Below are 24,632 nucleotides of genomic sequence, written 5' to 3'. Positions count from 1 at the left end.
CTGGTAGCAAAGGAGTGAAGATGATGGCTTTACTAGAATTGAAAAATGTATCGAAAACCTATACAGGGGAAGTGTCTGTTGAGGTTTTACAGCAAATCGATCTCAAAGTGCCAGAAGGAGAATTTATCAGCATTATGGGTCCATCTGGCAGTGGCAAGACCACCATGCTGAATTTGGTGGCAACATTGGATAAACCGACTTCAGGTTCGGTGATCATCAAGGGCGAGCAGCCCCTAGAATTATCTAAGCAAAAACTCGCGGAGTTTCGTCGTCGGCAACTAGGTTTTGTTTTTCAAAACTACAATTTACTTTCGCCATTGAGCGTGCTTGAGAATGTGATTTTACCACTGACATTGGATCGGGTGCCGGTTCTTGAGATGAAAGAACGTTCGGAACAGCTATTACGTGAGCTTGGGATCTATGAGAAAAAAGACAAACGCATCTATCAGCTTTCCGGTGGAGAGCAGCAGAGAGTTGCGATTGCTAGAGCTTTGATCCATCAACCGGAATTGCTTTTAGCAGATGAACCGACGGGCAATCTTGATTCAAAGGCAGCACGAGATGTCATGGAAATACTAAGTCAGATGAACAAGCAACTTAAGGTCACCACCATGATGGTCACCCATGATCCTTATTCTGCCAGCTTTTCTGATCGGGTCGTTTTCATCAAAGATGGAAAGCTGTATAACGAAGTCTATCGCGGGGCTGATCAACAGCAATTTTATCAAAAAATTCTTGAAGTCCTAGCACATTTAGGAGGTCGCCGTCATGAATTTCAGACAGTTGATCATTCGTAATCTGCGGGGGAATTTTCGAACCTATGCGGCCTACTTCGTCAGTAGCGCCTTTGCGGCGATGGTGTTTTATATCTTTAGTCTTTTGCTCTTTCATCCGCAATTGGAAGAAAATTTGTCCAATAGCGGTACACTTTCAGAATTGGCGAAGGTCGGTCTATCCGTCGCACTTGTGGTGATCGCTTTACTGTCGCTGTTGTTTTTATGGTATACATTTGTGGTCTTTTTAAAACGACGCAAACGTGATCTGGCAATCTACTTGATTTTGGGGATCGAAGAAAAAGATCTGCGAAAGATTTTGTTTGTCGAAAATGCCCTTTTAGGAACCTGTGCCACAGTGACCGGTATTGGGTTAGGGATTTTATTGACGAAATTATTGCTGCTGATTGCGCAAAATGTCATGTATCTAACAGAAGGACTGAAATTTATGGTTCCTATGGAAGGTTTAGGATTGACCTTTGGGATTTATGTTTTTATTTTTCTCTTGATCTCCTTTTTCAGTACTCGGGCTTTGCAAGGAGAGCAGATCATCTCCTTGATCAAGGAAAATGAAAAACCGCGTCCTGAGCCAAAAAGTCATTGGGCATTGGCATTTTCAGGAATTGTGCTGTTGCTAGTTGGCTATGGATTGGTCTTTTATTTTAGCTTCCAAACGTACTCAATGCTGCCACTTATGCTAGGAGTCTTGTTGACTGTTGCAGGCACGATTTTGTCATTCCATCAGTTCAGCGTATTTCTGTTGAAACGATTAAAGAAACGGTCGACCTTCTTACGGGGCACTCGGATGTTGACTATCAGCGAATGGATCTTTCGCATGCGAGACAATGCGGCGATGTATAGTCTGATCGCTATTAGTACCTCCGTGGCATTCGTTGGGATTTCCGTGATGTTGGCAATCGGTAGCTCTTCTTTTTCTTCGATCCAAGGAATCAGTGTAGCCTATGTGTTTCCGTGGTCTGGGCCAGAAGACCTCGATCATACCGAGGGAAAAGTAAACGAAATTAAAACTGTTATAGAAGAAAAAGGGTATGCGCCTGTAACGGATAGTGTTTCCTTACTATGGGCATATGCGAATCTGGATGAATCTGCAGTTACGAATGATTCATTCTATACGACGAATGGCTTTTCAATTATGCGAGAAAGCGACTATCAGAAAATGATGAAACAAATTGGTGAGGAAGCTGATTCTGTTGCAGATAATCAAATAATGACACTTAGTGCTAATTATTCACGTCGAAAACAGCTTCTAGAAGTCCCTGAGAACGAACGTACAAGTATCTATCCAATCGAATTGGGATCAGAGACCGGTATAAAAAAAGATGTTACGATTGTCCACAGTCCCTCAATGCTTTCTCTGGATTACTTTGGACTGTCAGTTGTGACAGATAAAACCTTTGAGGAGTGGCAAGCCCTCTTGCAAAAATCCACCGACGATATGGAATCTGGTTTTATTTGGTTAGACTATCCAGAATGGGCTGAAACACCTGAATTGGTATCTGATTTCAATGGGAATTTAGATAAAGAAAATGCCTTGATCGATCAGCAATACGAAGAGCTCAGTCAGGAGTTTGAAGCCAAAGGTGACTATACGGATGAAGAGTGGGCAGAAGCAGCAAAAGACATTCCGATGCGTACGTCTTATACCTCGAAATACCAAGTTTTCCAAGAAAATCGTCAAGGAAATGGCATCATCTTAATGATCACGGTATTACTGGGTTCGGTTTTCTTTATTTTCTCCGCTTCAATTATCTATTTCCGTTTATTTGCAGATTTAGATAAAGATGGGGCGTACCACCGTTCCTTGCATATCTTAGGTGTGTCGCCGAAGGAGCGTCACAAAGTTCTGCGACGCCAACTGCAAGTGATGTACTTCTTGCCAACAGTCGTGGCAATGATCCATTTTGCGGTGGCAATGACCGCTTTGCGTATTTTAGTAGAATTGCCTGTATGGCAATACTATGGTGTGATCGTTAGTCTCTTTTTGATTTTCCAAATCGTTTTTTACTTTGTTTGTCAGTATCGGTACTTGCAGCAAATTGATAGGATCGCCGATCCTACAGAGTAATTTATTCTTCAAGCCAAATCTCTTTCAGTTTGTACTGATTGGGATTTGGCTTTTTATTAGCTAGTTTGTCTAAATTTCTATCCATGAAGCCTTTTAATTGTGCAAATCATTGAAAAGCAGATAAAATTAAGTAACGCTCATTTTGTCAAACAAACGAAGAGACACTGTTAGAACACGACAACTGTCAGATGCAAAATTCATTTCGAGTACAGTGAAGGCTGCGGTCGATGGATTTAGGGAAGCACTTATTTGAGGGAGGAGACCAATGATCACACGACTTGGAAAAGCATTTGCAGTCTTACTGTTGCTGATTCCTTTATTTGCTGGTATCCGGATTGTTTATGGGGAAACCGATGTGGGTGCCAACCTGATCACAAATGTATCGATCGTTAATAGCCGCAACGAGGTCATCACAAGTATTGAAAAGGATGATTCCTTCAAAATAGATATGACCTGGAGTTTGGAGGATTTAGGAGATTTAAAAGCCGGTGACAAAGCGACTGTCACCTTGCCAGTTGAGATTGAAGGCGTCAATAATACGTATGCTTTATACGATGAAAATAACAACTTAGTGGTCAATGTTACCCAAGTTGGCAATCAGCTGACCTTTGTTTTCACGGAATTTGTCGAACAAAATACCAATGTACACGGGGACTTTTATTTTTGGACAAAGTTCAGCGATGAAGTGACAGAGAACCAAATCAACAACTTCAACTTCGAAACAGTAAATGGAACGCAATCGGTGCCTATCTTTATTCAAGCAGTGGATGATACAGGGGAGGGAGCCTTACTCACCAAACAAGGACTGTATTTAGGTACGCAAGAACCCAAACGGATTATTGATTGGCGTGTGTACATCAACTCGTTTGATACAAATCAAGTGACGATCAAAGATGGAACGTTTATTGATATTTTAGGTCCCCATCAGACACTCATCAGTACGACTGCCCGAGTAGTTTACGGCCCCAGCGTTTCCAACCCAACGTATGTTGAGCAAGTACCGATCGTTTTAAATAGTGATGGCTCCTTTGAAATTCCTTTGCGGGATACGGAGGAACGGATCTACATTACCTACAAAACAGAAACGGATGGAACATTGGAACAATATACCAATCGGGGCATCCTTGATGCCGTGGTCAATGATGTGCCAAGAACAAGCAGTATTACTGGCTATACGCCACGCTATGGTGGCGGTGGTGGCGGAACCGGTGAACCAGGGGAGTCCAGCAGCACGGAACCAAGTAGTGAAAGCAGCACCAGTAGCAGCACGGAACCAAGCAGCGAAAGCAGCACCAGTAGCAGCACGGAACCAAGTAGCGAAAGCAGTACAAGTAGTAGCACGGAACCAAGTAGTGAAAGCAGCACCAGTAGCAGCACGGAACCAAGTAGCGAAAGCAGTACAAGTAGTAGCACGGAACCAAGTAGTGAAAGCAGCACCAGCAGTAGCACAGAACCAAGTAGTGAAAGCAGCACTAGTAGTACTACCGAACCAAGTAGTGAAAGTAGTACTACTAGTAGCACAGAACCAAGTAGTGAAAGCAGTACAAGTAGTAACACGGAACCAAGTAGTGAAAGCCGCACCAGCAGTAGCACAGAACCAAGTAGTGAAAGCCGCACTAGTAGTAGCACGGAACCAAGTAGCGACAGTAGCACCAGTGAATCCACCGAATCAACTAACAGGAGTAGTTCTAGTAATACTGGGGCGGTGTCACCTGAAAATTCATCCTCTGGGATCAATAAGTCATCCAAAACAAATAATTTGCATAATCAATCAGAAAAACAGCACTTTCCTCAAACGAATGAAGTGTATAATCATTTATGGATTGCAATAGGAATGGTTTTAGCAGGATGCGCATTGAAGTTAGGTTGGAGTAAATTTATCAGGTAGATAGAAACTGAAATTTTGGAGGCAGTTTTATTACTTGGAAGAAAAATTAATAAAGACTTATTTAAAGGAAAGATGCCATTTTATGGCCACTTTCCTTTTTTTTTCGGCGCATGTTTTCTCTGAGATTTTATTATAATTTCTTTATCAAGTTATCTTGAAATATTCATTTAGGAAGTGAGGAAATGAGAAAACTGGTTGGTGTTTTAATCACAATACTGCTAATAGGGTTATTGATTCTTGTGTTTGGTTTCGATCATACTTCAGCAAAAGAACGTTCCAGAGGAAATCTGTCGTTTTCTGTACAAACGAACCGAGTGATTTATGACGAAGCCTTGAAAATGATCACGGTTCCGGTACGTCCGAACAAAACACTGACTTCACAAAAGGTTCGTGTCTTACTAACTTATGGTTGGGATGGGAACGGACACAGTGAAAAAGTGATCGGCGAAACAGTTTTAACGAAAGTCGATTGGTTTTCAGGTGTTGAAAACTACTTAAGGATCCATGCGGAGATGGCTATTGATGAGATAAAAAGTATGGATAAAGTTGATTTAGTTGTTATATATGATGGTGAAACAACAATAACTGAAAACCTGAAGCCCGGTCATTGGCAAGTAACCGCGCCGCCAAGCAGTAATGAGAGTACGACAGCTGAGACAAGTAAAAGCTCAAACGAAACGGTAGCAACAAGCGCTTCCTCTAGTAGTATCGAGCCGAAATTTAGCGAGTCTCAATCGACGAGTCCAACGACTTCTGAGGCTGAAATTACCAGTGAAGACATCCAAAGCACACAAAGCACTATCGATATCAGTGATTCGGAAACCGTCAGCACCCAACCAGTCACTAAAAGCGAGCCAAGTCAGACAGAGAGCTGTCAAGAAAACGCAGCGACAGCCATAACGTCTACCGAGAAGGAATCTGCTTCGTCAAAGCATTCAGATTCACAAAAGAAAACCAAAGGATTGCCAGCCAATCAATCCCAGAAAAGTCAGGCGAGCGTTTCATCTAGTGTCCGTACAGAAGAGCACCAAGCGACAACATCTTCTCAAGACAAAAAGGAACAACTTCAACCCACGGAGATAAGCAGTGGCAAGGAGGTCAATGCAGCCGTACTACCGAAAACCGGCAGCAAAACTACCAATCTTCGCTATCTACTCTTTGGTCTAGTAGTGGTTCTGACTGTGTTTCTTTACTGGCTGAAGTGAAAGTTATTTTATGATGAGAAGCTGTAACGAACATACCCAAAAATCATGAGAAAATTGATAACCCACGATTGGAAATTTCTTCCCCAGAATGCACAATCACGTGTTGTTTTGCCGTAATTCATAATTAGTCTGACGATCGTTTTGAGGCGTCAGACTTTTTTTATGAAAATATACAGATAACAAAAGGAAAATTTGTTAAAAGTAATTTGACAGAAAAGAGGGCACAGTGGTACGATCACCAAACATTCACAGCTTACAATTTTGTAAGGTGATAGATTCAAAGCAAAAAACAGCTTTGGCTGACCATACAAGCGAGGGAATTTTCATGTTACACGCACTTTTGGATACCACAGAAAAACAAATTTTTCAGTTTCTAAGTTATTGTTACGAAACGAACAAACCAAAATATACAATTAAAGAGCTTTCTGATGTTTTCAATAGGAGAACGAATAAAATGCAGTCGATCGTGCAACAAGTCGAATGGTTTTGTGCCCGCTATCCTCAGTTTACGCTGATTTATGATGAACAAGAAAAAGAAGTGGTGATTGCTTTTTCTCCACGATTTTTATTGAGTCAAGCATATAATGTATTGTTACAGGGAACCGTTGGGTTTATCTTACTCGATGCACTCTTTCATGGGGACTATCACTCCCTTGAACAACTCAGCCTCAAAACCTTCAGCAGTCTCCGAACGGTCCAACGAAAATTGAAAGAACTAAATCACATTTTGGCGAACTATCATTTGTCCTATAGTCTGAAGAAAGGAGATCCCTTGACAGGTGAGGAATACGCAATCCGCTATTTTTATCATTTAACCTATTGGCAGATTTTCGATGAGAAGCACTCACAGGTCGTGGCATCGATCAAGGATAAAGAAAGCGTTATGGCTTTGTTTGAAACTAATGCTTCTTATATGAGAAAAATCGATATCGATAAGTTTCTTAATCTATTCGCTATCTCCCTGCAAAGAATTCATCAAAAGCATCCAATCACTTTTTTACCAGAGGAAGTAAGTACCTTTGAACATCCACTGATTGAAAGGAATCAGTTTTTTGAGGTCTTTTTAAAGCCATTATTCAACGGCAATCACCTTTCTCTATCTGAAATCTCGGAGCCTGAATGCAGCTTCTTGTATTTTATGTTTGGCGTAATGAACACCTATCTTGAAGAGGATCTTTGCGAGGCGGAACTCTCGTGGTTGACCCAACCCAAGTATCAGCCAGAAGTATTACTTGTTGAACAACTAGCCCAGTGTTTTCGTCTGAGGTTTACCGATGCTGAAAAAAACTATTTACTAGTTAATTTCGTAATGATCCATTCTGCTTCCAACCTTTTTGGTACCCGACAAAAAAGTGATAGTTTTGGTAAACCGACCGACAAGCAAGAGCTACAAGCGGCTTTCCCAGTGCTTTATCCGACCGTGAAACGATTTTTTGAGGAAGCGACTGTTTCTTTACCTGATTTGCGTGCATTGCTGCAAAAGAATGACCGATTGATTTTCCAATACTGTATGTTATTGAGAGTTATTTTTATCAAATATGAACAGCCAGTCACTTTCTCGATCCATTCGAAATACGGAAAAACGCAAGAACTTTGGATGAAGAACCGACTATTGAATGCAACGCATCGAGCGATGGCGCATCTTTCACTTACTCAAAAACCAGATTTGGTCATCAGTGATTATCCGATTCATCAAGAATTTTCTGAGGAAGAACAGCCCTATATCTTTTATTGGAACGGTCAACCAAGCGCAAAGGAGTGGAAACAACTTAAACAAACGATCAAACAGATCAGAAGTGCCAAGAACAAGGCAGCTTTTGAAAAGCTCGTTTTTGCCCAATCGATTTGATCGTACCATGTAAATAATCAGCCGCGTGGGTTGGCTGAGCAGACAGAACTTATAATTTCGTAAGTTTCGGCAGTAAGGCGAAAGTGAAAAGCGACTTTGATAAACACAGGTGTCAAGAAGCAAAAACAGGAACATCGTCGTTCCTTTTTCGCTTCTTGACTTTTTTTTACAGAGATGGCATGGTATACATATTATCATAACGTTTTTTATTTAAAATCGTTGCAGAAAAGGTGTTAGGAAGAAGGGGTAACTTTGACAGAAGTATTAGCACTGCAAAATGTTTCCAAATTGATTGGAACCAAACGAATCATTGAGGATGTTTCCTTTGTGGTGGACCAAGGACAAGTCGTTGGTTTATTAGGGCCTAATGGGGCTGGGAAGACGACGATCATTCGGATGATTGTTGGGTTGATGAAGCACAACACAGGATCGATTGCCATTATGGGGAATTTACTGGATTCTTCTTTTAAAACCGCGATTGCCTCAGTCGGTGCGATCGTTGAAAATCCTGAGTTTTATAATTATATGACAGGCTATGAAAATTTGATGCAGTATCAGCGCATGGCGAAGAAAAAAAGTACGACAGCAGAATTAGAAGCTCTTATTCGTCAGGTACATTTAGAAGGACACATCCATCAAAAAGTCAAAACCTATTCATTAGGGATGCGTCAGCGTTTAGGTGTTGCCCAGGCATTGGTCCATCAACCAGACTTATTAGTTTTAGATGAACCGATGAATGGCCTGGATCCTAAAGGCATGCGGGAGTTTCGAGAAATGATTCTTTCTTTGAGAGAAAAAGGCGTTTCTGTCTTAGTTTCCAGTCATCAATTAAGCGATATCGAACAAATTGCCGATCATTTGATCGTGGTGCAAAAAGGAAAAGTCACTCATCAAGTAGCAATGGCAGAGTTGAAAGCAGAGAAAAATGTACTGATTATTAAAACTGATGATAATGCGGAAACAGAAGCACTGTTAAAAGCTTCCTTTGAGGTCGAGGTCTTGCAGGTTGCAGATGAATTGCAAGTCACTCTAGCAACAGATCAGCGTTCGGCAATCGCTGCAGCGATCGTGACGGCTGGGATCGGCTTGAAAGAACTACGGACAAAGCAATCTTCTCTAGAAGATACATTCTTGGCTTGGACCGAAGAAGGAGGTTTGTAAGCATGCTGACATTGATTAAAAATGAATGGATCAAATTAACCAAAAAACGTTCTACTTGGATCATGCTGCTTTTATTGGTTCTAATGACTTTTGGGTTGACCTATGTGGTTCGCTTAGGTAGTCCCGAGATTGGTGCCAATGATTTATTCGCTTCTTTGAGCGACATGACTTCCTTTTTAAACTTATTTGTGGTGATTGTGGCAGCTTCTTCAGTGGCGGAAGAGTTCAGTCGTGGAACAATCAAGTTCTTATTGATTCGGCCTTTTTCCAGAAGCCAAATCTTAGCAGCAAAAGCCATCAACACGTTTTTATTTGCGCTTTTAGGGACTGCTGTTTTACTAATCAGTAGTTTAGCAGCCGCCAATTTATTTTTAGCAGCTGAATCACCTTTTGCTGCTACTGGCTACAACGGGCTAGCGGCGATTCTCGTTGCCTTTGTTTTTGCGGGAACCAACTTGCTATTGATTGTCTTTTATATTGCATTGACCATCTTTATCTCAGCCGTCATTCGCTCTCAAAGCCTGGCGGTTGGCTTAGGCTTGGGTATGTTGTTTGGAAGCAGCATCATCAACTCGATCATGCTTTTTGCTCAAGAAAAATACCCATGGCTGAAGTGGAACCCGTTTAATTTTATGAATATCAAAGAGCAGATACCGAGTTTATTAAATAGTCCTGACATGCAGATGACTGCCTTTGATCCGGGATTGGGCTATTGGGAAATGGCGATCGGGATCCTTGTTTATAGTGTTTTAATCTACCTTTTAACAAATTGGTTATTCAATAAAAGAGATGTCGCATTAAGTTGAGGAAACGAGTGAAAGTTTTTGGATAAATCCAACTTTCACTCTTTCTTTTTGTGTTTTTTTCTAGTAAAATGATTCATTGAGAGTACAAGAGAAAGGAGAGTTTTCAAATGGTTAGTGTAGGAATCGTAATCGTGATCGCTGTTGTTGCAGCATTACTAGGCGCTGTCGGCGGCTTCTTTTTGGCGCGTAAATATATGCAAGATTATCTAAAGAAAAATCCTCCCGTTAATGAGGATATGCTTCGCTCGATGATGATGTCAATGGGTCAAAAACCTTCTGAGAAAAAGATTCGTCAGATGATGCAGCAAATGAAAAACCAAAAGTAGGTTTTTTTCTAAGAAGCGGGCTGATTTTATCAGCTCGCTTTTTATTGCGGCAAAATGCAGAAACTAAAAGAATGTCCCCAGGCTGCTTTTTCTATTTACGTTCTGTGAATAGCGGGGTAGCAATCGAATCTGAATCTAATAAATATTCGGAAAAATCGCAAAATTTAGGCAACAGGTCACAAAGAAATGGAGAGTGTTATGTCAATATTTAGGAAGTTAGGTTGGTTTTTTAAACAAGAAAAGAAACATTATTTGTTAGGCGTAGGCTCTTTAGTCCTAGTCGCCTTGGTACAGTTGGCCCCTCCCAAAGTTATCGGGATCATCATCGATGAAATTGCGGAAAAAGAGATCTCGATGCAGACGATCTTTTTTTGGGTCATGATCTTGATTGCTTCAGCTATCGCTCAATATGTGTTTCGTTTTGTCTGGCGAACGCATATCTGGGGCAGTGCCGCTCGGCTAGAAAAAACGTTACGCAGACAGTTATTTGCACATTTTACAAGGATGGATCAGTTGTTTTATCAAAAGCATCGGACAGGTGATTTGATGGCCCATGCCACCAATGACTTGAATGCCATCCAGAATGTGGCAGGGGCGGGGATCTTGACCTTTGCTGATTCCTTCATCTCTGGTGGAGCTACCATCATTGCGATGGTTCTCTTTATCGATTGGCGGTTAACGATCATTGCTCTATTGCCGCTGCCTTTCTTAGCAGTCATGGCACGGGTTCTTGGTAGCAAATTGCATGATGCGTTTCGTGACTCGCAAGAAGCATTTTCTTCCATCAACGACAAAGCCCAAGAAAGTATTACTGGGATGAAAGTCATCAAAACCTTTGGACAGGAAAAAGAGGACATCGCTGATTTTCAAACCAAAATCGACCATGCCATCATCAAAAACCGCAAAGTCAATTTTCTGGATGCCTTATTTGATCCGTTTATTACGATCATCATTGGAATCTCCTATGTGCTGACGATCATCGTTGGCGGCAATTATGTCATGGACGGTACCATCTCGATCGGTCAATTGGTATCTTTCATCAGTTATATCGGTATGTTAGTTTGGCCAATGTTTGCCATCGGACGCCTGTTCAATGTGCTGGAACGAGGCAATGCAAGTTATGATCGGGTTGCCGAATTATTGGCGGCAAAGACCCATATCATTGAAGCCAAAGATGCGGTCGATACCCCAGCCCAAGGAACGGTGAACGTTCAAATCAATGATTTTCACTATCAAGGAGATGATTTTGTCCTGCAAGACATCCACTTTACTTTGCCTGCCGGGCAAACACTTGGTGTGGTCGGGAAAACTGGTGCAGGAAAAACCTCTTTGATGAAGCTCTTGTTGCGAGAGTATGATTCATTTGATGGGGCGATCACCTTCGGGGGCATCGACAGCAAGCAATACTCTTTGAATGCTCTTTTGGGTTCGATCGGTTATGTTCCGCAAGATCATTTCTTATTTTCCATGACGATTCGAGACAATATCCGCTTCGCGCAACCACGGTCTTCTCAAGCAGAAGTTGAAGCGGCTGCTAGATTAGCAGTGATCCACGAGGATATCAGTCAGTTTCCTGAAGGGTACGAAACGATGGTGGGGGAACGTGGTGTTTCTCTTTCCGGCGGACAAAAACAGCGTTTATCCATTGCCCGTGCCTTGATCACTGACCCAGAATTATTGATTTTAGATGACGCCCTTTCAGCAGTAGATGCCAAAACGGAAGAAGCTATTTTACAACAATTACGGACATTCCGTCAGAATAAAACAACGATCATTGCTGCCCACCGCCTAAGCAGTGTCAAGCATGCAGAAGAAATTCTCGTGATCGACAATGGGAAAATCAGTGAACGTGGGACCCATGAACAATTATTGGCTGCAAATGGCTGGTATAAAAAAATGTGGGACAAGCAGCAACTAGAAGCCAAAATCGAAGGGAGTGAAGCCTAATGCAAGAATCAGAATGGAGCAAATCGATTCCCTTTAAAGAGCAAAAAAACATCATCAAACGAATGTTTCTTTTTGCCAAACCGTTTCGAAAAACCTTCTATGCAGCGATCTTTTTTGCTTTTGTGCTATCGATCATCAATATCTTGTTGCCTTTGATCATTCAAACCTTTATGGATAATTATTTGACCAATCAGACGGCGACCCAGCAAGTCATTTATTTCTTTGCTGCGTTGTATTTCTTTGGGGTGTTGGTAAAAGCCGTGATTTGGTTTTTCCAATGGTTCCTTTATTCAATGGGTTCTTTAAAAACCTATCAATATATTCGAGCAAAATTATTTGAAAAATTGCATAGTCTTGGGATGCGCTATTTCGATCAGACGCCAGCGGGTTCGATCGTTTCACGGGTCAGCAACGACACAGAAACATTGTATGAATTTTGGTATGTCTTCTTGATGGTATTGACAGGAATTTTTGCGGTGGTTTCTTCTTTTGCCGCCATGTTCCGCATCAACGTCAAAATTGCCTTACTAAACTTGATTTTTCTGCCAATCCTAATGGTAGTCATCTGGTATTATCAAAAATTCAGCTCTCGTATCTATCGTCAAATGCGGGAAAAACTGAGTCAACTGAATACGAAATTGAATGAATCGATTTCTGGCATGCAGATCATTCAGCAATTCCGCCAAGAGGCGCGGCTGAATGAAGAATTCGAAGCGACCAACGATGATTATTTGAAAACTAGATACGCCATGATCCGCACGAATGCGCTGCTACTATCACCAATCATTAGTTTGTTGTATGCCTTAGCGATTGCCTTGTCATTGACGCTCTTTGGGTTTGATGCCTTAGAATCGCCCATTGAAGTTGGGTTGATTTTCGCCTTTACGACCTATATTCAAGGATTCTTTAATCCCATGACACAGATGATGGATTTTCTCAGCGTCTTTACTGATGGGATGGTAGCCGGCAGCCGGATTTTGAAGATTATGGATAACGAAGAATATACGCCGCAGCAAAACTCCGATGCCAGTCAAACCATCACCAAAGGAAAAATTGAATTTCGTGATGTCAGTTTTTCCTATGATGGAAAAAACAACGTATTGAATCATATTTCTTTCATCGCCTATCCAGGTGAGACCGTGGCTCTAGTCGGTCACACAGGAAGTGGCAAGAGCTCGATCATCAATGTGTTGATGCGTTTTTACGAATTTGGGGAAGGGCAAATTTTGATCGATGATCAAGATATCCGCGACTTCACGATGGAAGAGCTTCGGAAAAAAGTTGGACTCGTATTGCAAGATGCTTTCATGTTTTATGGGGACATCGCTGACAATATCCGCTTATTGAATCAGGACATTCGTGAAGAACAGATCGAAGCAGCAGCAAAATTTGTTCAAGCAGATGCCTTTATTCAAAAACTACCTGGTAAATACCACGCCAAAGTGATTGAACGGGGTGCCAGTTATTCAAGCGGGCAACGGCAATTGATTTCCTTTGCCCGAACGATGGTGACCGATCCGAAAGTGCTGGTCTTGGATGAGGCGACTGCCAATATCGATACTGAAACAGAAGGACTGATCCAAGAAGGCTTGGCAAATATGCGTCAAGGGCGAACCACGATCGCGATCGCCCATCGATTGTCTACCATTCGCGATGCTGAGTTGATTTTGGTGCTTGATAAAGGCTCGATCGTCGAACGAGGCACCCATGATGAACTTTTGGCTCAAAAAGGGTTGTATGCCGATATGTACCGTTTGCAGGCAAGTGAAGTTTAATAGCTTTGATAGTAATGCTAACCTTAAAGACTCTCGTTTTTAAGGTTTTTTTGTACGAAAAAAAGAAGGAAGGGATGAAAAATAAAAATAACGAACAACGATTGACAGCGCTTTCTACCTTTGCTATGATAAAGATAATAGAACTGGTTCTAATGGATAGTGATTGTTGATTTTTAACAAGCTAAACCTGATGAAGCTGCGGTATTTGCGCTGCTTTCATGAGGTTTTTTCTGTGTTGACTGTTGGCTAAACAATAAAGACAAGCAATGAACCATATCCGCAATGATAAAGTAAGTGGGGGTAGGACATGAAAATCAGTAAAGTGTTAAACAATAATGTTGTGATCACTACCGATCAAAGTCAAAACGAGATTATTGTTATGGGGCGGGGGATTGCCTTTAAGAAAAAAGTGGGAGATGACATTTCTTCAGAAACGGTCGATAAAGTATATCGCTTAGAAAATCAGACGATCTTATCTCAATTTCAAGAGCTGCTTGCTGACTTACCACTGGAATATCTTGAATTATCCAATGAGATCATTGAGTATGCTCGGCGAGAATTGTCATCCCCCATCAATGATTCCATCTACATCTCGCTGACAGATCATATGCACTGTGCCATTGAACGATCGAAAAAAGGAATGACGGTCAAAAATGTCTTATTGTGGGATATCAAGCGTTTTTTCCCCGATGAGTACCAAATAGGCTGCAAAACAGTAGAAAAAATCAAAGAACATTACGGGATTCAGCTGCCAGATGATGAAGCTGGCTTTATTGCTCTGCATCTGGTCAATGCGCAAACCGAAAATGGTGACCAAGGCAATATTGCTGAGCTAACCCAAACGATGCAAGACATTATTAACATTGTTAAATATTTTTTCAAAACCACCTTTGATGAAGAGTCCGTTTATTTTTATCGCTTCACTACGCATTTGAAATTTTTTGTCTCAAGAATGCAAAACCATACCCCTCATACGGATGAAACCGATGAAGATCTTTTGGCTATGGTCAAAGTGAAGTACCGAAATGCGTATCAATGCGTACAAAAAATCGCTGAACTATTAGAAAATCAGTATCAGTATCAAATGTCCAGTGACGAAAGTTTGTATTTAACGATTCATATTGCCAGACTTGTGCAAAAAAATCGTTGATTGAAATAAAGAAGAAAGGAGAAAGAGTTTTACTCAGTGCAAGATATAGAAGAAAGAATAATTTTTTGGCAATGATTTTTATTAAAACGTATTTTTAGGACCGCTAGTTAAGAAGCAGCATATCAAAGACGAAACATTTTGGATAGTGACATTCAGTTGGCTAAACCTTCAATACAAAAAAATTGGAGGAATCAAAAATGGGAAAATACCGTGAATTAGCAGAAAAAATCGTCGCAAATGTCGGTGGGAAAGAGAACATCAATAGCTTGACGCATTGTATCACACGCCTGCGTTTTAAATTAAAGGATGAAGGCGTCGCAAATGATGAAGTCTTAAAGAACATGGAAGGTGTCGTGACGGTCATGAAGAGTGGCGGTCAATACCAGGTGGTTATCGGAAACCATGTGCCAGATGTCTATGCAGAAGTGATCGATGTTGCAGGAATCAGTGGTGATGCTGAAGAAACAGCCTCAGGTGGCAACTTGTTTGATCGTTTGATCGATATTTTGAGCGGCTGCTTCCAACCCTTCTTAGGTGCTTTGTGTGCGGCTGGGATGATCAAAGGACTAAACGCACTGTTGCTTTTTATTGGTACAACAGGTTTGATCGATTATACAACAACGACTGGTACCTATGTGATGTTCAATGCGATCGGTGATTCGATCTTCATGTTTATGCCGGTGATTTTAGGGTATACGTCAGCAAAAAAATTCCGCTTAAATCCAATGGTGGGAATCGTGATCGGGTCGGCGCTTTGCTATCCGACGATTCAAGGATCAGCCTTGCAAGCGGCATTTGTTGCCGGAGCTGGCGAGGGAGCTGCTGCACCTTATAGCTTATTAGGCTTGCCAGCGTATGAAACCTTCTTAGGGATTCCGTGGGTTGGTGCGACATATACTAGTAGTGTGGTTCCAGTAATCTTTATCATCGCATTCGCTGCACAAGTTCAAAAATTGGCGAAGAAAATCATTCCGTCTGTTGTCCAAACATTTTTAGTGCCTTTCTTGGTTTTATTGATTGCATTGCCAATTGGCTTTTTGGTGATTGGACCTGTGATCAGTATGTTGACGGATCTTTTAAGCTCAGGATTTGAAGCATTGATGGACTTCTCTCCAGCGATTTATGGTTTGTTATTAGGCTTCTTCTGGCAAGTCTTGGTTATTTTCGGCTTGCATTGGTCAGTTGTGCCACTACACATTATGCAAGTGACACAGCTCGGCTACAGTCAAATTTTGGTAGCATCATTTGGTGCCAGCTTTGCCCAAACAGCGGTAGTGATGGCTATGTACTTTAAACTTAAAGACAAAAAACTAAAAGCTCTATGTCCACCAGCCATTATCTCAGGACTTTTTGGTGTAACAGAACCAGCAATTTATGGGATCACGTTACCGAAAAAAATGCCGTTTTTCTTCTCAATGATTGGTGGGGCGGTCGCAGGTGCCTTCTTAATGATCAATGGCACAACGAGCTATACCTCTGGTGGTTTAGGCGTCTTTGGAATCTTTAACTATATCACTCCAGAAGGCGATGCCAGTGGCATGTGGTTCTCGGTCATCGGGATCTTGATCGCTGCAGCGATTGGTTTTGGTTTGACGATGGCTTTCTGGAAAGATGATGCGGTGGAAGAAGAAATCGCAGAAGGACAACCAGCGATGACTGTTCGGAAAGAAGTAATCACTTCCCCTGTTGAAGGAACGATCGCACCACTAAGCAGTGCAAAAGATGAAGCCTTCGCACAAGGGATTCTAGGAAAAGGCATCTTGATCCATCCCTCAAAAGGCGAAGTTGTGGCTCCTTTTGACGGAACAGTAATGACCTTGTTCCCAACCAAACATGCCATTGGGTTGATCTCTGAGAACGGCTTAGAGCTTTTGATCCATATTGGTTTAGATACTGTTCAATTAAACGGTGAATACTTTGAAGCCCATGTGAAGCAAGGAGACACGGTGACTCGCGGACAAAAATTGATCACCTTTGATAAGGATGCATTGATCAAAGCTGGATTTAATATTGAGACCCCAGTGTTAGTCACCAACTCCGCCGATTATTTGGATATCATCGAGTCAGACAAACGTGAGGTAGGCTGTTCCGATGATTTGATCACGGCTTTAGTTTAGCCAAAAACTTTCTAACAAGTTCTACGTAAGGTTAAAAGCGATCGCCCATGTGAAGCGATCGCTTTTTGTCAGTCATTTAATTGGGAAACAGTGAGTCTTTATAATGAAGATTTTTATCGTAGGTTGGCTCAGCGATTATCGTCGATGATGTAGGGCGCTTGTCATAAGCCATGCCAATATCGATCAAATGCTGCAAGTTTTTTTCATAATGCTCCGAAAAGACGACTGCGTACAACAAATCCAGCAAGTAGCAAACGGACGTATTGATCGTAAAGTTGGCGATCTTTGAGTAGAGCCGTTCTCTTGTCGTGATATTCAAAACACAATTACTTAATTTCGCCAAGGAGTTCTCCCCGATACTCGTCATGCCAATGATGGAAACCTGCCGCTCGGCAAGGATCTTACCGATTTCTTTGACCATTTTGTTTTCACCGGTGTAAGAAATCAAGATCGCGGTCGTACCGGAGGTACAGTTAGATGCCTCGTAAGCACTCTCGCCGAAGGTGTCGCAGACGTGAATGTTTTTTCCTAAACGCCGCATCTTCAAAACAAAGTCTTGAGAAATCAAGGTATTGGCATTACTGGCGAAGATCTTGATATGGTTGGCGTTGAGCAACGATTGTTTCGCTTTTTGTAATTCATCATGATGGATCAAGGAAAGCGTATCTTCAATCGTTGTTTGTTCAAGCTTTGCCAACTTTTTGGCGATGGTCATAATGCCGTCATGGGAGGAAAAAGGGAAGTTCGCATCTACATCTGTAAAATGGCTGCTCATATAAGTTTGCTCTTCCACAAAGGCCGTTTTTAAGTCGAGCCAACCATTGAAGCCTAATTTTTTGGCAATCCGAATAAAAGTAGAAGGATGAACGTAGGTCTTTTCTGACAATTCCTTAATGGTTTGATCCGCCATCGCAGTCGGGTTGGCTAATAAATAATCGATCAACGATCGTTCCGCTGGTGCTAGTTTGATTTGGCGCATTTTTTCTTGTAACAACATGGTATATATGCTCCTTTTTACATTTTTTTATGATTATTTGTAAATGGTTTTTACAAAAATTCGTTTTTATTCAGTACCTAGCGAATCGTTTACATCCTAATTATTCCTTATTTGATGCTCTTTGTAAATCTTTTTTACAAAACATCTGCAAGAAGAAACGAGATTTGCAAACGCTTTTTCTAAATATGCTATTTACATTGAATCAAATGTTTTTATGAATGATAATAAGAATGTAAATAAAATAGCAAAGGAGCAATACAATGACAAAAGGAATTAAAATTGCAACCATTGGTGGCGGCAGCAGCTATACCCCGGAGTTAATGGAAGGCTTTATCAAACGCTATGAAGAATTGCCGATTCGTGAGATTTGGCTAGTAGATATCGAAGCAGGAAAAGAAAAATTAGCAATCGTTGGTGCGATGGCACAACGGATGTGGGATGCGTCACCCTACGATGTAAAAATCCACATGACATTGGATCGAGAAGAAGCGTTAAAAGATGCTGATTTCGTTACGACTCAATTCCGAGTAGGATTGCTGAATGCCCGTATCAAAGATGAACGAATTCCTGCCTATTACGGCATGATTGGTCAAGAAACCAACGGCCCTGGTGGTATGTTCAAAGCGTTTCGTACGGTTCCAATCATTCTTGAAATCGTTGAAGACATGAAACGCTTGTGTCCCGATGCCTGGTTGATCAACTTTGCGAATCCAAGCGGTATGGTGACTGAAGCAATCGTGCGTTACGGAAAATGGGACAAAGTCATCGGGTTGTGTAACGTGCCTGTCATGGCAACGATGGTTGAACCTGCGTTGCTTGGCAAAGAACCTGACGAATTGATTTACAAATTTGCAGGATTGAACCACTTTCACTGGCACAAAGTTACCGACTCACACGGCAATGACGTTACGATGGACATTATTGATAAAATGTATGAAGAAGACAATGGCTTACCGAAGAATATCTTTGATGTACCATTTTACAAAGAACAGCTGGAACAAATGAAGATGATTCCTTGCGGGTATCACCGTTATTACTATCGTCAAGAAGAAATGTTGAATCATGCGATCGAAGAGTACAAGACTGTCGGTACACGCGCACAGCAAGTGAAACAAACAGAAGCCGAATTGTTTGAGTTGTACAAAGATCCTGAATTGGATCATAAACCAGAACAGCTGCAAAAACGTGGTGGTGCTTACTACTCAGATGCAGCGTGTGAAACGATTGCTTCCATTTATGCTAATAAAAATACCCAAATCGTCGTTTCAACCAAAAATGAAGGCGCCGTTCCAGATCTTCCTGCCGATTGCGTAGTCGAAGTAACAGCTTACGTTGGCGGACAAGGGGCTAGAAATGTTGCCTTTGGTGAGTTACCGACAGCTGAAAAAGGTTGGTTACAGGTAATGAAAGCAATGGAATTATTAACGATCGAAGCAGCTGTGACGGGGGATTACAATATCGCATTACAAGCCTTCACCATCAACCCATTGGTTCCATCAGGTGATACGGCAAAACGTGTCATGGACGAACTGTTTATTGCCCACAAAGATCACTTGCCTAAATTTAAGGAAACGATCGCACGTCTTGAAAAAGAAGGCGTAGAAGTACAAGATGAAGTAGCTCGCGAACTTGATCGCGAACTAGTTAAATAAAGAGAAAGTAGGAAAGAAACATGGCATTTAGAAAAGACTTTTTATGGGGCGGCGCAACAGCTGCCAATCAATGTGAAGGAGGCTACCAAGAAGGCGGACGCGGCTTGGCAAACGTTGACGTGGTACCGATCGGCAAAGATCGTTTTCCAGTCATTACTGGTCAAATGAAAATGTTCGATTTTGATGACGAACATTTCTACCCAGCAAAAGAAGCGATCGATATGTATCATCGCTACAAAGAAGACATCGCGCTATTTGGCGAAATGGGCTTTAAAACCTACCGTTTGTCGATCGCTTGGAGTCGGATTTTCCCTAAAGGGGATGAAACAGAACCAAATGAAGACGGCTTGAAGTTCTATGAAGATCTTTTCAAAGAATGCCACAAATATGGGATCGAACCATTAGTAACGATCACTCACTTTGATTGCCCAATGCATTTAGTTGAAAAATACGGAGCATGGCGTTCTCGTGAATTAGTCGGATTCTATGAAAACTTGTGTAACGTGATTTTCAACCGCTACAAAGGATTAGTAAAATACTGGTTGACCTTCAACGAAATCAACATGATTCTACATGCGCCATTTATGGGAGCGGGACTTTATTTTGAAGAAGGCGATAACGTTGAGCAAGTGAAATATCAAGCGGCTCACCACGAGTTGTTGGCATCCGCAATCGCAACGAAAATCGCTCACGAAGTTGATCCTGAAAACAAAGTAGGTTGTATGCTGGCTGCTGGCGCGTACTATCCATATACAAGCAAACCAGAAGATGTCTGGGAATCACGCAAAGCAGATCGCGAAAACTATTTCTTTATTGATGTTCAATCACGTGGGGAATATCCACAATATGCGCTGAAAGAAATGGAACGCAATGGGATCGAAATCAAAATGGAAGAAGGCGACCTTGAGCTGTTGAAAGCTCACACCGTAGACTTTATTTCTTTCTCTTACTATTCTTCACGCGTATCAACAACGGACGCTGAATTGTTAGAACAAACGGCTGGCAATATTTTTGCCTCTGTGAAAAACCCATACTTGGAAGCAAGTGAGTGGGGTTGGCAAATTGATCCACTTGGTTTGCGGATTACAATGAATGACATTTATGACCGTTACCAAAAACCATTGTTTATCGTTGAAAATGGTCTAGGCGCTGTGGATACACCAGATGCAGATGGCTATGTGGAAGATAATTACCGCATCCAATATTTGGCAGAGCATATCCAAGCAATGAAAGATGCGGTTGAACAAGATGGTGTCGACTTATTGGGTTACACGACTTGGGGTTGTATCGATTTAGTTTCAGCTGGAACAGGTGAAATGAAAAAACGCTATGGTTTCATTTATGTGGACCGTGACAATGAAGGAAACGGCACCTTGAAACGAACCAAGAAAAAATCATTTGATTGGTACAAACAAGTGATTGCTTCAAATGGTGAAGATTTATCGAATAACTAATCAAAAGAAGCTGCAGTTGATCCCGTTGAGAAATCAAAGGGGATCAACTGCAGTTTTTTTAAAGTCTTTTTGAAATCTTTGTAACGAATGGTTTCTTTAAGAAGAAATAGACATTCAGATATTTTGACAAGCGCCAATGTGATTGTTGTATAATGTTTATGTTGTAGCAATCACAAAAAGGTGACCTTAAGGATGACATGTTTTGTCCTCAAAATCGCCTTTCTCTGTTTTTTAAAGAACTTTTTCAATTTCTGGAATCATTTTTTGAGGATTTGTCTGGGGAGCGAAACGCTCAACGACTTTACCTTGGCGATCCACCAAGAATTTCGTGAAATTCCATTTAATGGCTTTTCCTAGCGTGCCAGGTGCTTCTTCTTCCAAATAGCGAAACAAGGGATCCGCGTCTTTTCCATTGATCACTGTTAACTTGTGCATCGGAAAGTCGACACCATAGGTGGTTCGGCAAGCGGCTGCGGCTTCTTCGGCTGACCCGACTTCTTGTTTGAACTGATCAGAAGGAAACCCTAAAACGACCAATCCTTGGTCTTTATAAGTTTCATAAAGACCTTGTAATTCTTTGAACTGCGGGCTCAAACCACACTTCGTAGCTGTATTGACGATCACTAGCGGTTGACCTTCGTATTTTGCTAGCGAATAAGTTTCGCCATTTTCCAATGTTGCTTGGTAGTCATAGATTGACATAGCAAACGCTCCTTTTAATGTAAATCGTAGTCGATAGCTTCTGAGACAAGTATAGAGCAAAGTCTTCAAAAAAACCAAGCAAACTTCTTGGCGCATTTTATTTTTTATGGAAAACAAAAAAGTCCAGCAGTCACCGAGACCGCTGGACTTTAATTATGCTTCTGGCAATACTTCGGGTTCTGTTTCTTGTGGATGAACGACAGATTTAGTTTTCCATACACCGGAGTGCCAACGATAAATCATTAAGACGCTGCGCAATGCTTCGTCAATGGCATAAGCGATCCAAACGCCGATCAAGCCGAATTTAAAGACGATCGCCAGTGAATAGGAAAACGGTAAGCTGATGACCCATAGAACAACTAGACTACAGATCAATGGGAACTTCACATCGCCACTTGCATTTAAGGAACCCACAAGGATCATATTGACTGCACGCGCCGTTTCTAAAACGATCTCTACCAAAAAGACACCTTTGGCAATCTCGATCACTTCCGCGTTGGTGGTAAAGATTCCCATGATTGGCTCAATAAACAAGTAAGTCAATAAACAGATCGTTACCGAGGCAATGATCCCGATCACCATCGTGCGCATGCCTCGCTGATGCGCGCGATCGTATTCTCCAGCACCGACATTGCGGCCAATCATGATTTGATTCCCTTGACTCAATGCGGAGGCAATCAAATAAACAAATTGGGTGATAGCTGTTACGTAAGATTTTGCAATCAAGACGCTGGCACCAAGTTGAGCCACGATCATCGTCACTACGACTTGCGCTCCTTGATAGGAAAGAGACTCGCCAGAAGAAGGCAATCCGTAAGTCAAAATGTTTTTCATCACACCCCAAGAGACATTCGAGAAACGGGCAGATAAAACAGAAAAATTCACATGCTTCTTCAGCAACATTGCGGCAATTATTAAACCAATCGAATTACCAAAGACGCTAGAAAATGCCAATCCGGTCACACCAAAATTCGGTAAACCAAAGGGGCTATATAAGACAAAGTAATTCCCAATGACGGCTAGGATACTAGCAAACATCGGCACCAATAACGCAGGTTTTGTGAAACTGTGGCTACGCATGACAGCAATTATGACCGCCGTGATCGATGAAAGGAACAGACTTCCTCCATACACTTGTAAGTATCCATGACCTAAAGCAACTAATTCAGCATCCAATCCCATGAAACGAAGGAGATAGGTTGAGCCGAAAAGGAACATTAAGCTGATCAAAATCCCGATGAACAATGAGCCAAAGAGAGCGGTATTGATGACTTTGGGTATCTGGTCGCGTTTTTTCGCACCAATCAGTTGTGCGATAATGATCTGAGTACCCACGGTGATGAAACCGTATATAAAGACCGTTAAATTCAATAGTTGATTGGCAGCACTGACGGCCGCTACTGCTGGCTCGGAGTAATGAGAAATCATCCAAACGTTGACATTCCCAATAACGACCCGCAAAAATAGCTCAACAAAAATCGGCCAGCTGAGGAAAAGCAGTTCACGGTCTGATTTTCCTAAAAGTTTTTTCTTATTCAATTGTAAGGACTCCTTATTTTCTATATAATAGACGTATCGTGAAAATTTTACAAAAATTGAAAAGAAAGTCAATGTAATTTTCAAAAGTAAAAGCAGGAATATCTTATTATTTTTTGTAAGCAGATGAGTTGATAGAATTTGCTTTTGAAAGTAAAGTATGGGTAGTCCAAATTGGAGGGAAATATATGTATGATGTAATTATCATCGGCGCAGGCCCTGCGGGGATGACAGCAGCGCTTTATGCGTCAAGATCGAATTTATCAGTACTAATGATTGAACGAGGCGCACCTGGCGGTCAAATGAACAATACGGCTGAAGTTGAAAACTACCCAGGATACGAATCAATCTTAGGCCCTGAATTAGCATTTAAAATGTATGAAGGTGCCATTAAATTTGGTGTTGAAAATGCCTATGGGATCGTTCAGAGCATCACGGATCAAGGTGAATTCAAAGAAGTTGCCACCGAAGACAAAACCTATCAAGGGAAAACAATCATCATTGCCACAGGATGCGTACATAGAAAGTTAGGCGTCAAAGGCGAAGAAGAATTCGCGGGACGCGGTGTTTCATACTGTGCGGTTTGTGACGGTGCCTTTTTCCGTAACAAACGCTTGATTGTTGTTGGCGGAGGCGACTCGGCAGTCGAAGAAGCTATCTACTTAACACAATTTGCTTCCGAAGTAACGATCGTTCACCGTCGTGACGAATTACGAGCACAAAAAATCATTCAAGATCGCGCATTTGCCAACGAGAAAATCTCTTTTATTTGGGATTCTGTTGTTGAAGAAATCAAAGGCAATGAGATGGTCGTGACTGGCGTGCAAATCAGAAACGTAAAAACGGATGAAGTGACAGAAGAAGCTGCTGGCGGTGTCTTTATCTATGTTGGTTTAGATCCGTTGACAGAACCATTCAAAGCCAGCGGTATCACGAATGATGCTGGCTGGATTTTAACCAATGAGCAGATGGAAACTTCAATTCCTGGTGTTTACGCGGTTGGCGATGTTCGTGAAAAAGGCTTGCGTCAAATCACGACGGCAGTCGGCGATGGCAGTATTGCTGGTCAACAAGTGTTTGATTTTATTGAAACACAAAAGGATGCTCAATTAACGAAATAGTTTAATGGAATCAGCTGTTATTTTTAAAGTGTCAATCACTTTTGATAGCAGCTGTTTTTATTTTTCGTTTGGTTATTCTTTGAGAAA

Annotated in this window: 18 protein-coding genes; 15 read left to right on the top strand and 3 right to left on the bottom strand. The window is 41.6% G+C overall.

Going from position 1 to position 24,632, the window contains the following annotated elements; genetic code table 11:
- Window positions 1-20 precede the first annotated feature (20 nt).
- From ACIPK1_RS09575 to ACIPK1_RS09520, 12 genes are all read left to right on the top strand, one after another.
- Window positions 21-797, top strand: a complete 777-nt coding sequence (locus ACIPK1_RS09575; protein WP_008378452.1) for an ABC transporter ATP-binding protein — start codon at window positions 21-23, stop codon at window positions 795-797.
- Complete coding sequence (locus ACIPK1_RS09570) at window positions 769-2,859, top strand: ABC transporter permease (RefSeq protein WP_400450647.1); 2,091 nt, start codon at window positions 769-771, stop codon at window positions 2,857-2,859. The genes ACIPK1_RS09575 and ACIPK1_RS09570 overlap by 29 nt, the downstream gene beginning before the upstream one ends.
- A gap of 265 nt (window positions 2,860-3,124) precedes the next feature.
- Complete coding sequence (locus tag ACIPK1_RS09565) at window positions 3,125-4,747, top strand: Ig-like domain-containing protein (RefSeq protein WP_400450646.1); 1,623 nt, start codon at window positions 3,125-3,127, stop codon at window positions 4,745-4,747.
- Between the two features lie 182 nt (window positions 4,748-4,929).
- Window positions 4,930-5,952: an adhesin gene (locus ACIPK1_RS09560; protein WP_142437106.1), complete on the top strand. Its 1,023-nt coding sequence runs from the start codon at window positions 4,930-4,932 to the stop codon at window positions 5,950-5,952.
- A 325-nt stretch (window positions 5,953-6,277) separates the two neighbouring features.
- Window positions 6,278-7,801, top strand: coding sequence for a helix-turn-helix domain-containing protein (locus tag ACIPK1_RS09555; protein ID WP_400450644.1), 1,524 nt, complete (start codon window positions 6,278-6,280; stop codon window positions 7,799-7,801).
- A gap of 252 nt (window positions 7,802-8,053) precedes the next feature.
- Entirely contained in the window at window positions 8,054-8,962 is a 909-nt protein-coding gene (locus ACIPK1_RS09550; protein ID WP_005235429.1) for an ABC transporter ATP-binding protein, read from the top strand.
- Window positions 8,963-8,964: 2 nt separating this feature from the next.
- The gene (locus ACIPK1_RS09545; RefSeq protein WP_008378441.1) at window positions 8,965-9,768 is read left to right on the top strand and encodes an ABC transporter permease; all 804 of its coding nucleotides are present in this window, start codon (window positions 8,965-8,967) and stop codon (window positions 9,766-9,768) included.
- Between the two features lie 107 nt (window positions 9,769-9,875).
- Window positions 9,876-10,094, top strand: a complete 219-nt coding sequence (locus ACIPK1_RS09540) for a YneF family protein (RefSeq protein WP_005235432.1) — start codon at window positions 9,876-9,878, stop codon at window positions 10,092-10,094.
- Between the two features lie 198 nt (window positions 10,095-10,292).
- Entirely contained in the window at window positions 10,293-12,041 is a 1,749-nt protein-coding gene (locus ACIPK1_RS09535) for an ABC transporter ATP-binding protein (RefSeq protein ID WP_400450641.1), read from the top strand.
- Entirely contained in the window at window positions 12,041-13,816 is a 1,776-nt protein-coding gene (locus ACIPK1_RS09530; RefSeq protein ID WP_005235438.1) for an ABC transporter ATP-binding protein, read from the top strand. Before ACIPK1_RS09535 ends, ACIPK1_RS09530 begins: the two co-directional genes overlap by 1 nt.
- A 307-nt stretch (window positions 13,817-14,123) precedes the next feature.
- Complete coding sequence (gene licT, locus ACIPK1_RS09525; RefSeq protein ID WP_005235451.1) at window positions 14,124-14,966, top strand: BglG family transcription antiterminator LicT; 843 nt, start codon at window positions 14,124-14,126, stop codon at window positions 14,964-14,966.
- A 197-nt stretch (window positions 14,967-15,163) separates the two neighbouring features.
- A complete protein-coding gene (locus tag ACIPK1_RS09520) occupies window positions 15,164-17,083 on the top strand; it encodes a beta-glucoside-specific PTS transporter subunit IIABC (RefSeq protein WP_005235453.1) in 1,920 nt (639 codons plus the stop codon).
- A gap of 76 nt (window positions 17,084-17,159) precedes the next feature.
- Here ACIPK1_RS09520 and ACIPK1_RS09515 read toward each other — a convergent pair whose 3' ends face one another.
- Complete coding sequence (locus ACIPK1_RS09515; RefSeq protein WP_400450639.1) at window positions 17,160-18,080, bottom strand: MurR/RpiR family transcriptional regulator; 921 nt, start codon at window positions 18,078-18,080, stop codon at window positions 17,160-17,162.
- A 260-nt stretch (window positions 18,081-18,340) separates the two neighbouring features.
- Between ACIPK1_RS09515 and ACIPK1_RS09510 the strand changes: the two genes are divergently transcribed.
- Window positions 18,341-19,732, top strand: a complete 1,392-nt coding sequence (locus tag ACIPK1_RS09510) for a 6-phospho-beta-glucosidase (protein ID WP_005225822.1) — start codon at window positions 18,341-18,343, stop codon at window positions 19,730-19,732.
- A 20-nt stretch (window positions 19,733-19,752) separates the two neighbouring features.
- Complete coding sequence (locus tag ACIPK1_RS09505; RefSeq protein ID WP_400450637.1) at window positions 19,753-21,186, top strand: 6-phospho-beta-glucosidase; 1,434 nt, start codon at window positions 19,753-19,755, stop codon at window positions 21,184-21,186.
- A gap of 231 nt (window positions 21,187-21,417) precedes the next feature.
- Here ACIPK1_RS09505 and ACIPK1_RS09500 read toward each other — a convergent pair whose 3' ends face one another.
- A complete protein-coding gene (locus ACIPK1_RS09500) occupies window positions 21,418-21,888 on the bottom strand; it encodes a glutathione peroxidase (RefSeq protein WP_005235460.1) in 471 nt (156 codons plus the stop codon).
- A gap of 153 nt (window positions 21,889-22,041) precedes the next feature.
- A complete protein-coding gene (locus ACIPK1_RS09495) occupies window positions 22,042-23,427 on the bottom strand; it encodes an MATE family efflux transporter (RefSeq protein WP_008378420.1) in 1,386 nt (461 codons plus the stop codon).
- A gap of 185 nt (window positions 23,428-23,612) precedes the next feature.
- Between ACIPK1_RS09495 and trxB the strand changes: the two genes are divergently transcribed.
- Entirely contained in the window at window positions 23,613-24,545 is a 933-nt protein-coding gene (trxB, locus tag ACIPK1_RS09490) for a thioredoxin-disulfide reductase (protein WP_008378419.1), read from the top strand.
- Window positions 24,546-24,632: the final 87 nt, after the last annotated feature.

This window comes from Enterococcus sp. NPDC086594 (assembly GCF_044746145.1).
GTDB lineage: Bacteria > Bacillota > Bacilli > Lactobacillales > Enterococcaceae > Enterococcus_D > Enterococcus_D entomosocium.
Note: the sequence above shows the minus strand (reverse complement) of the source record. Positions and strands in the feature narration are given on the sequence as shown.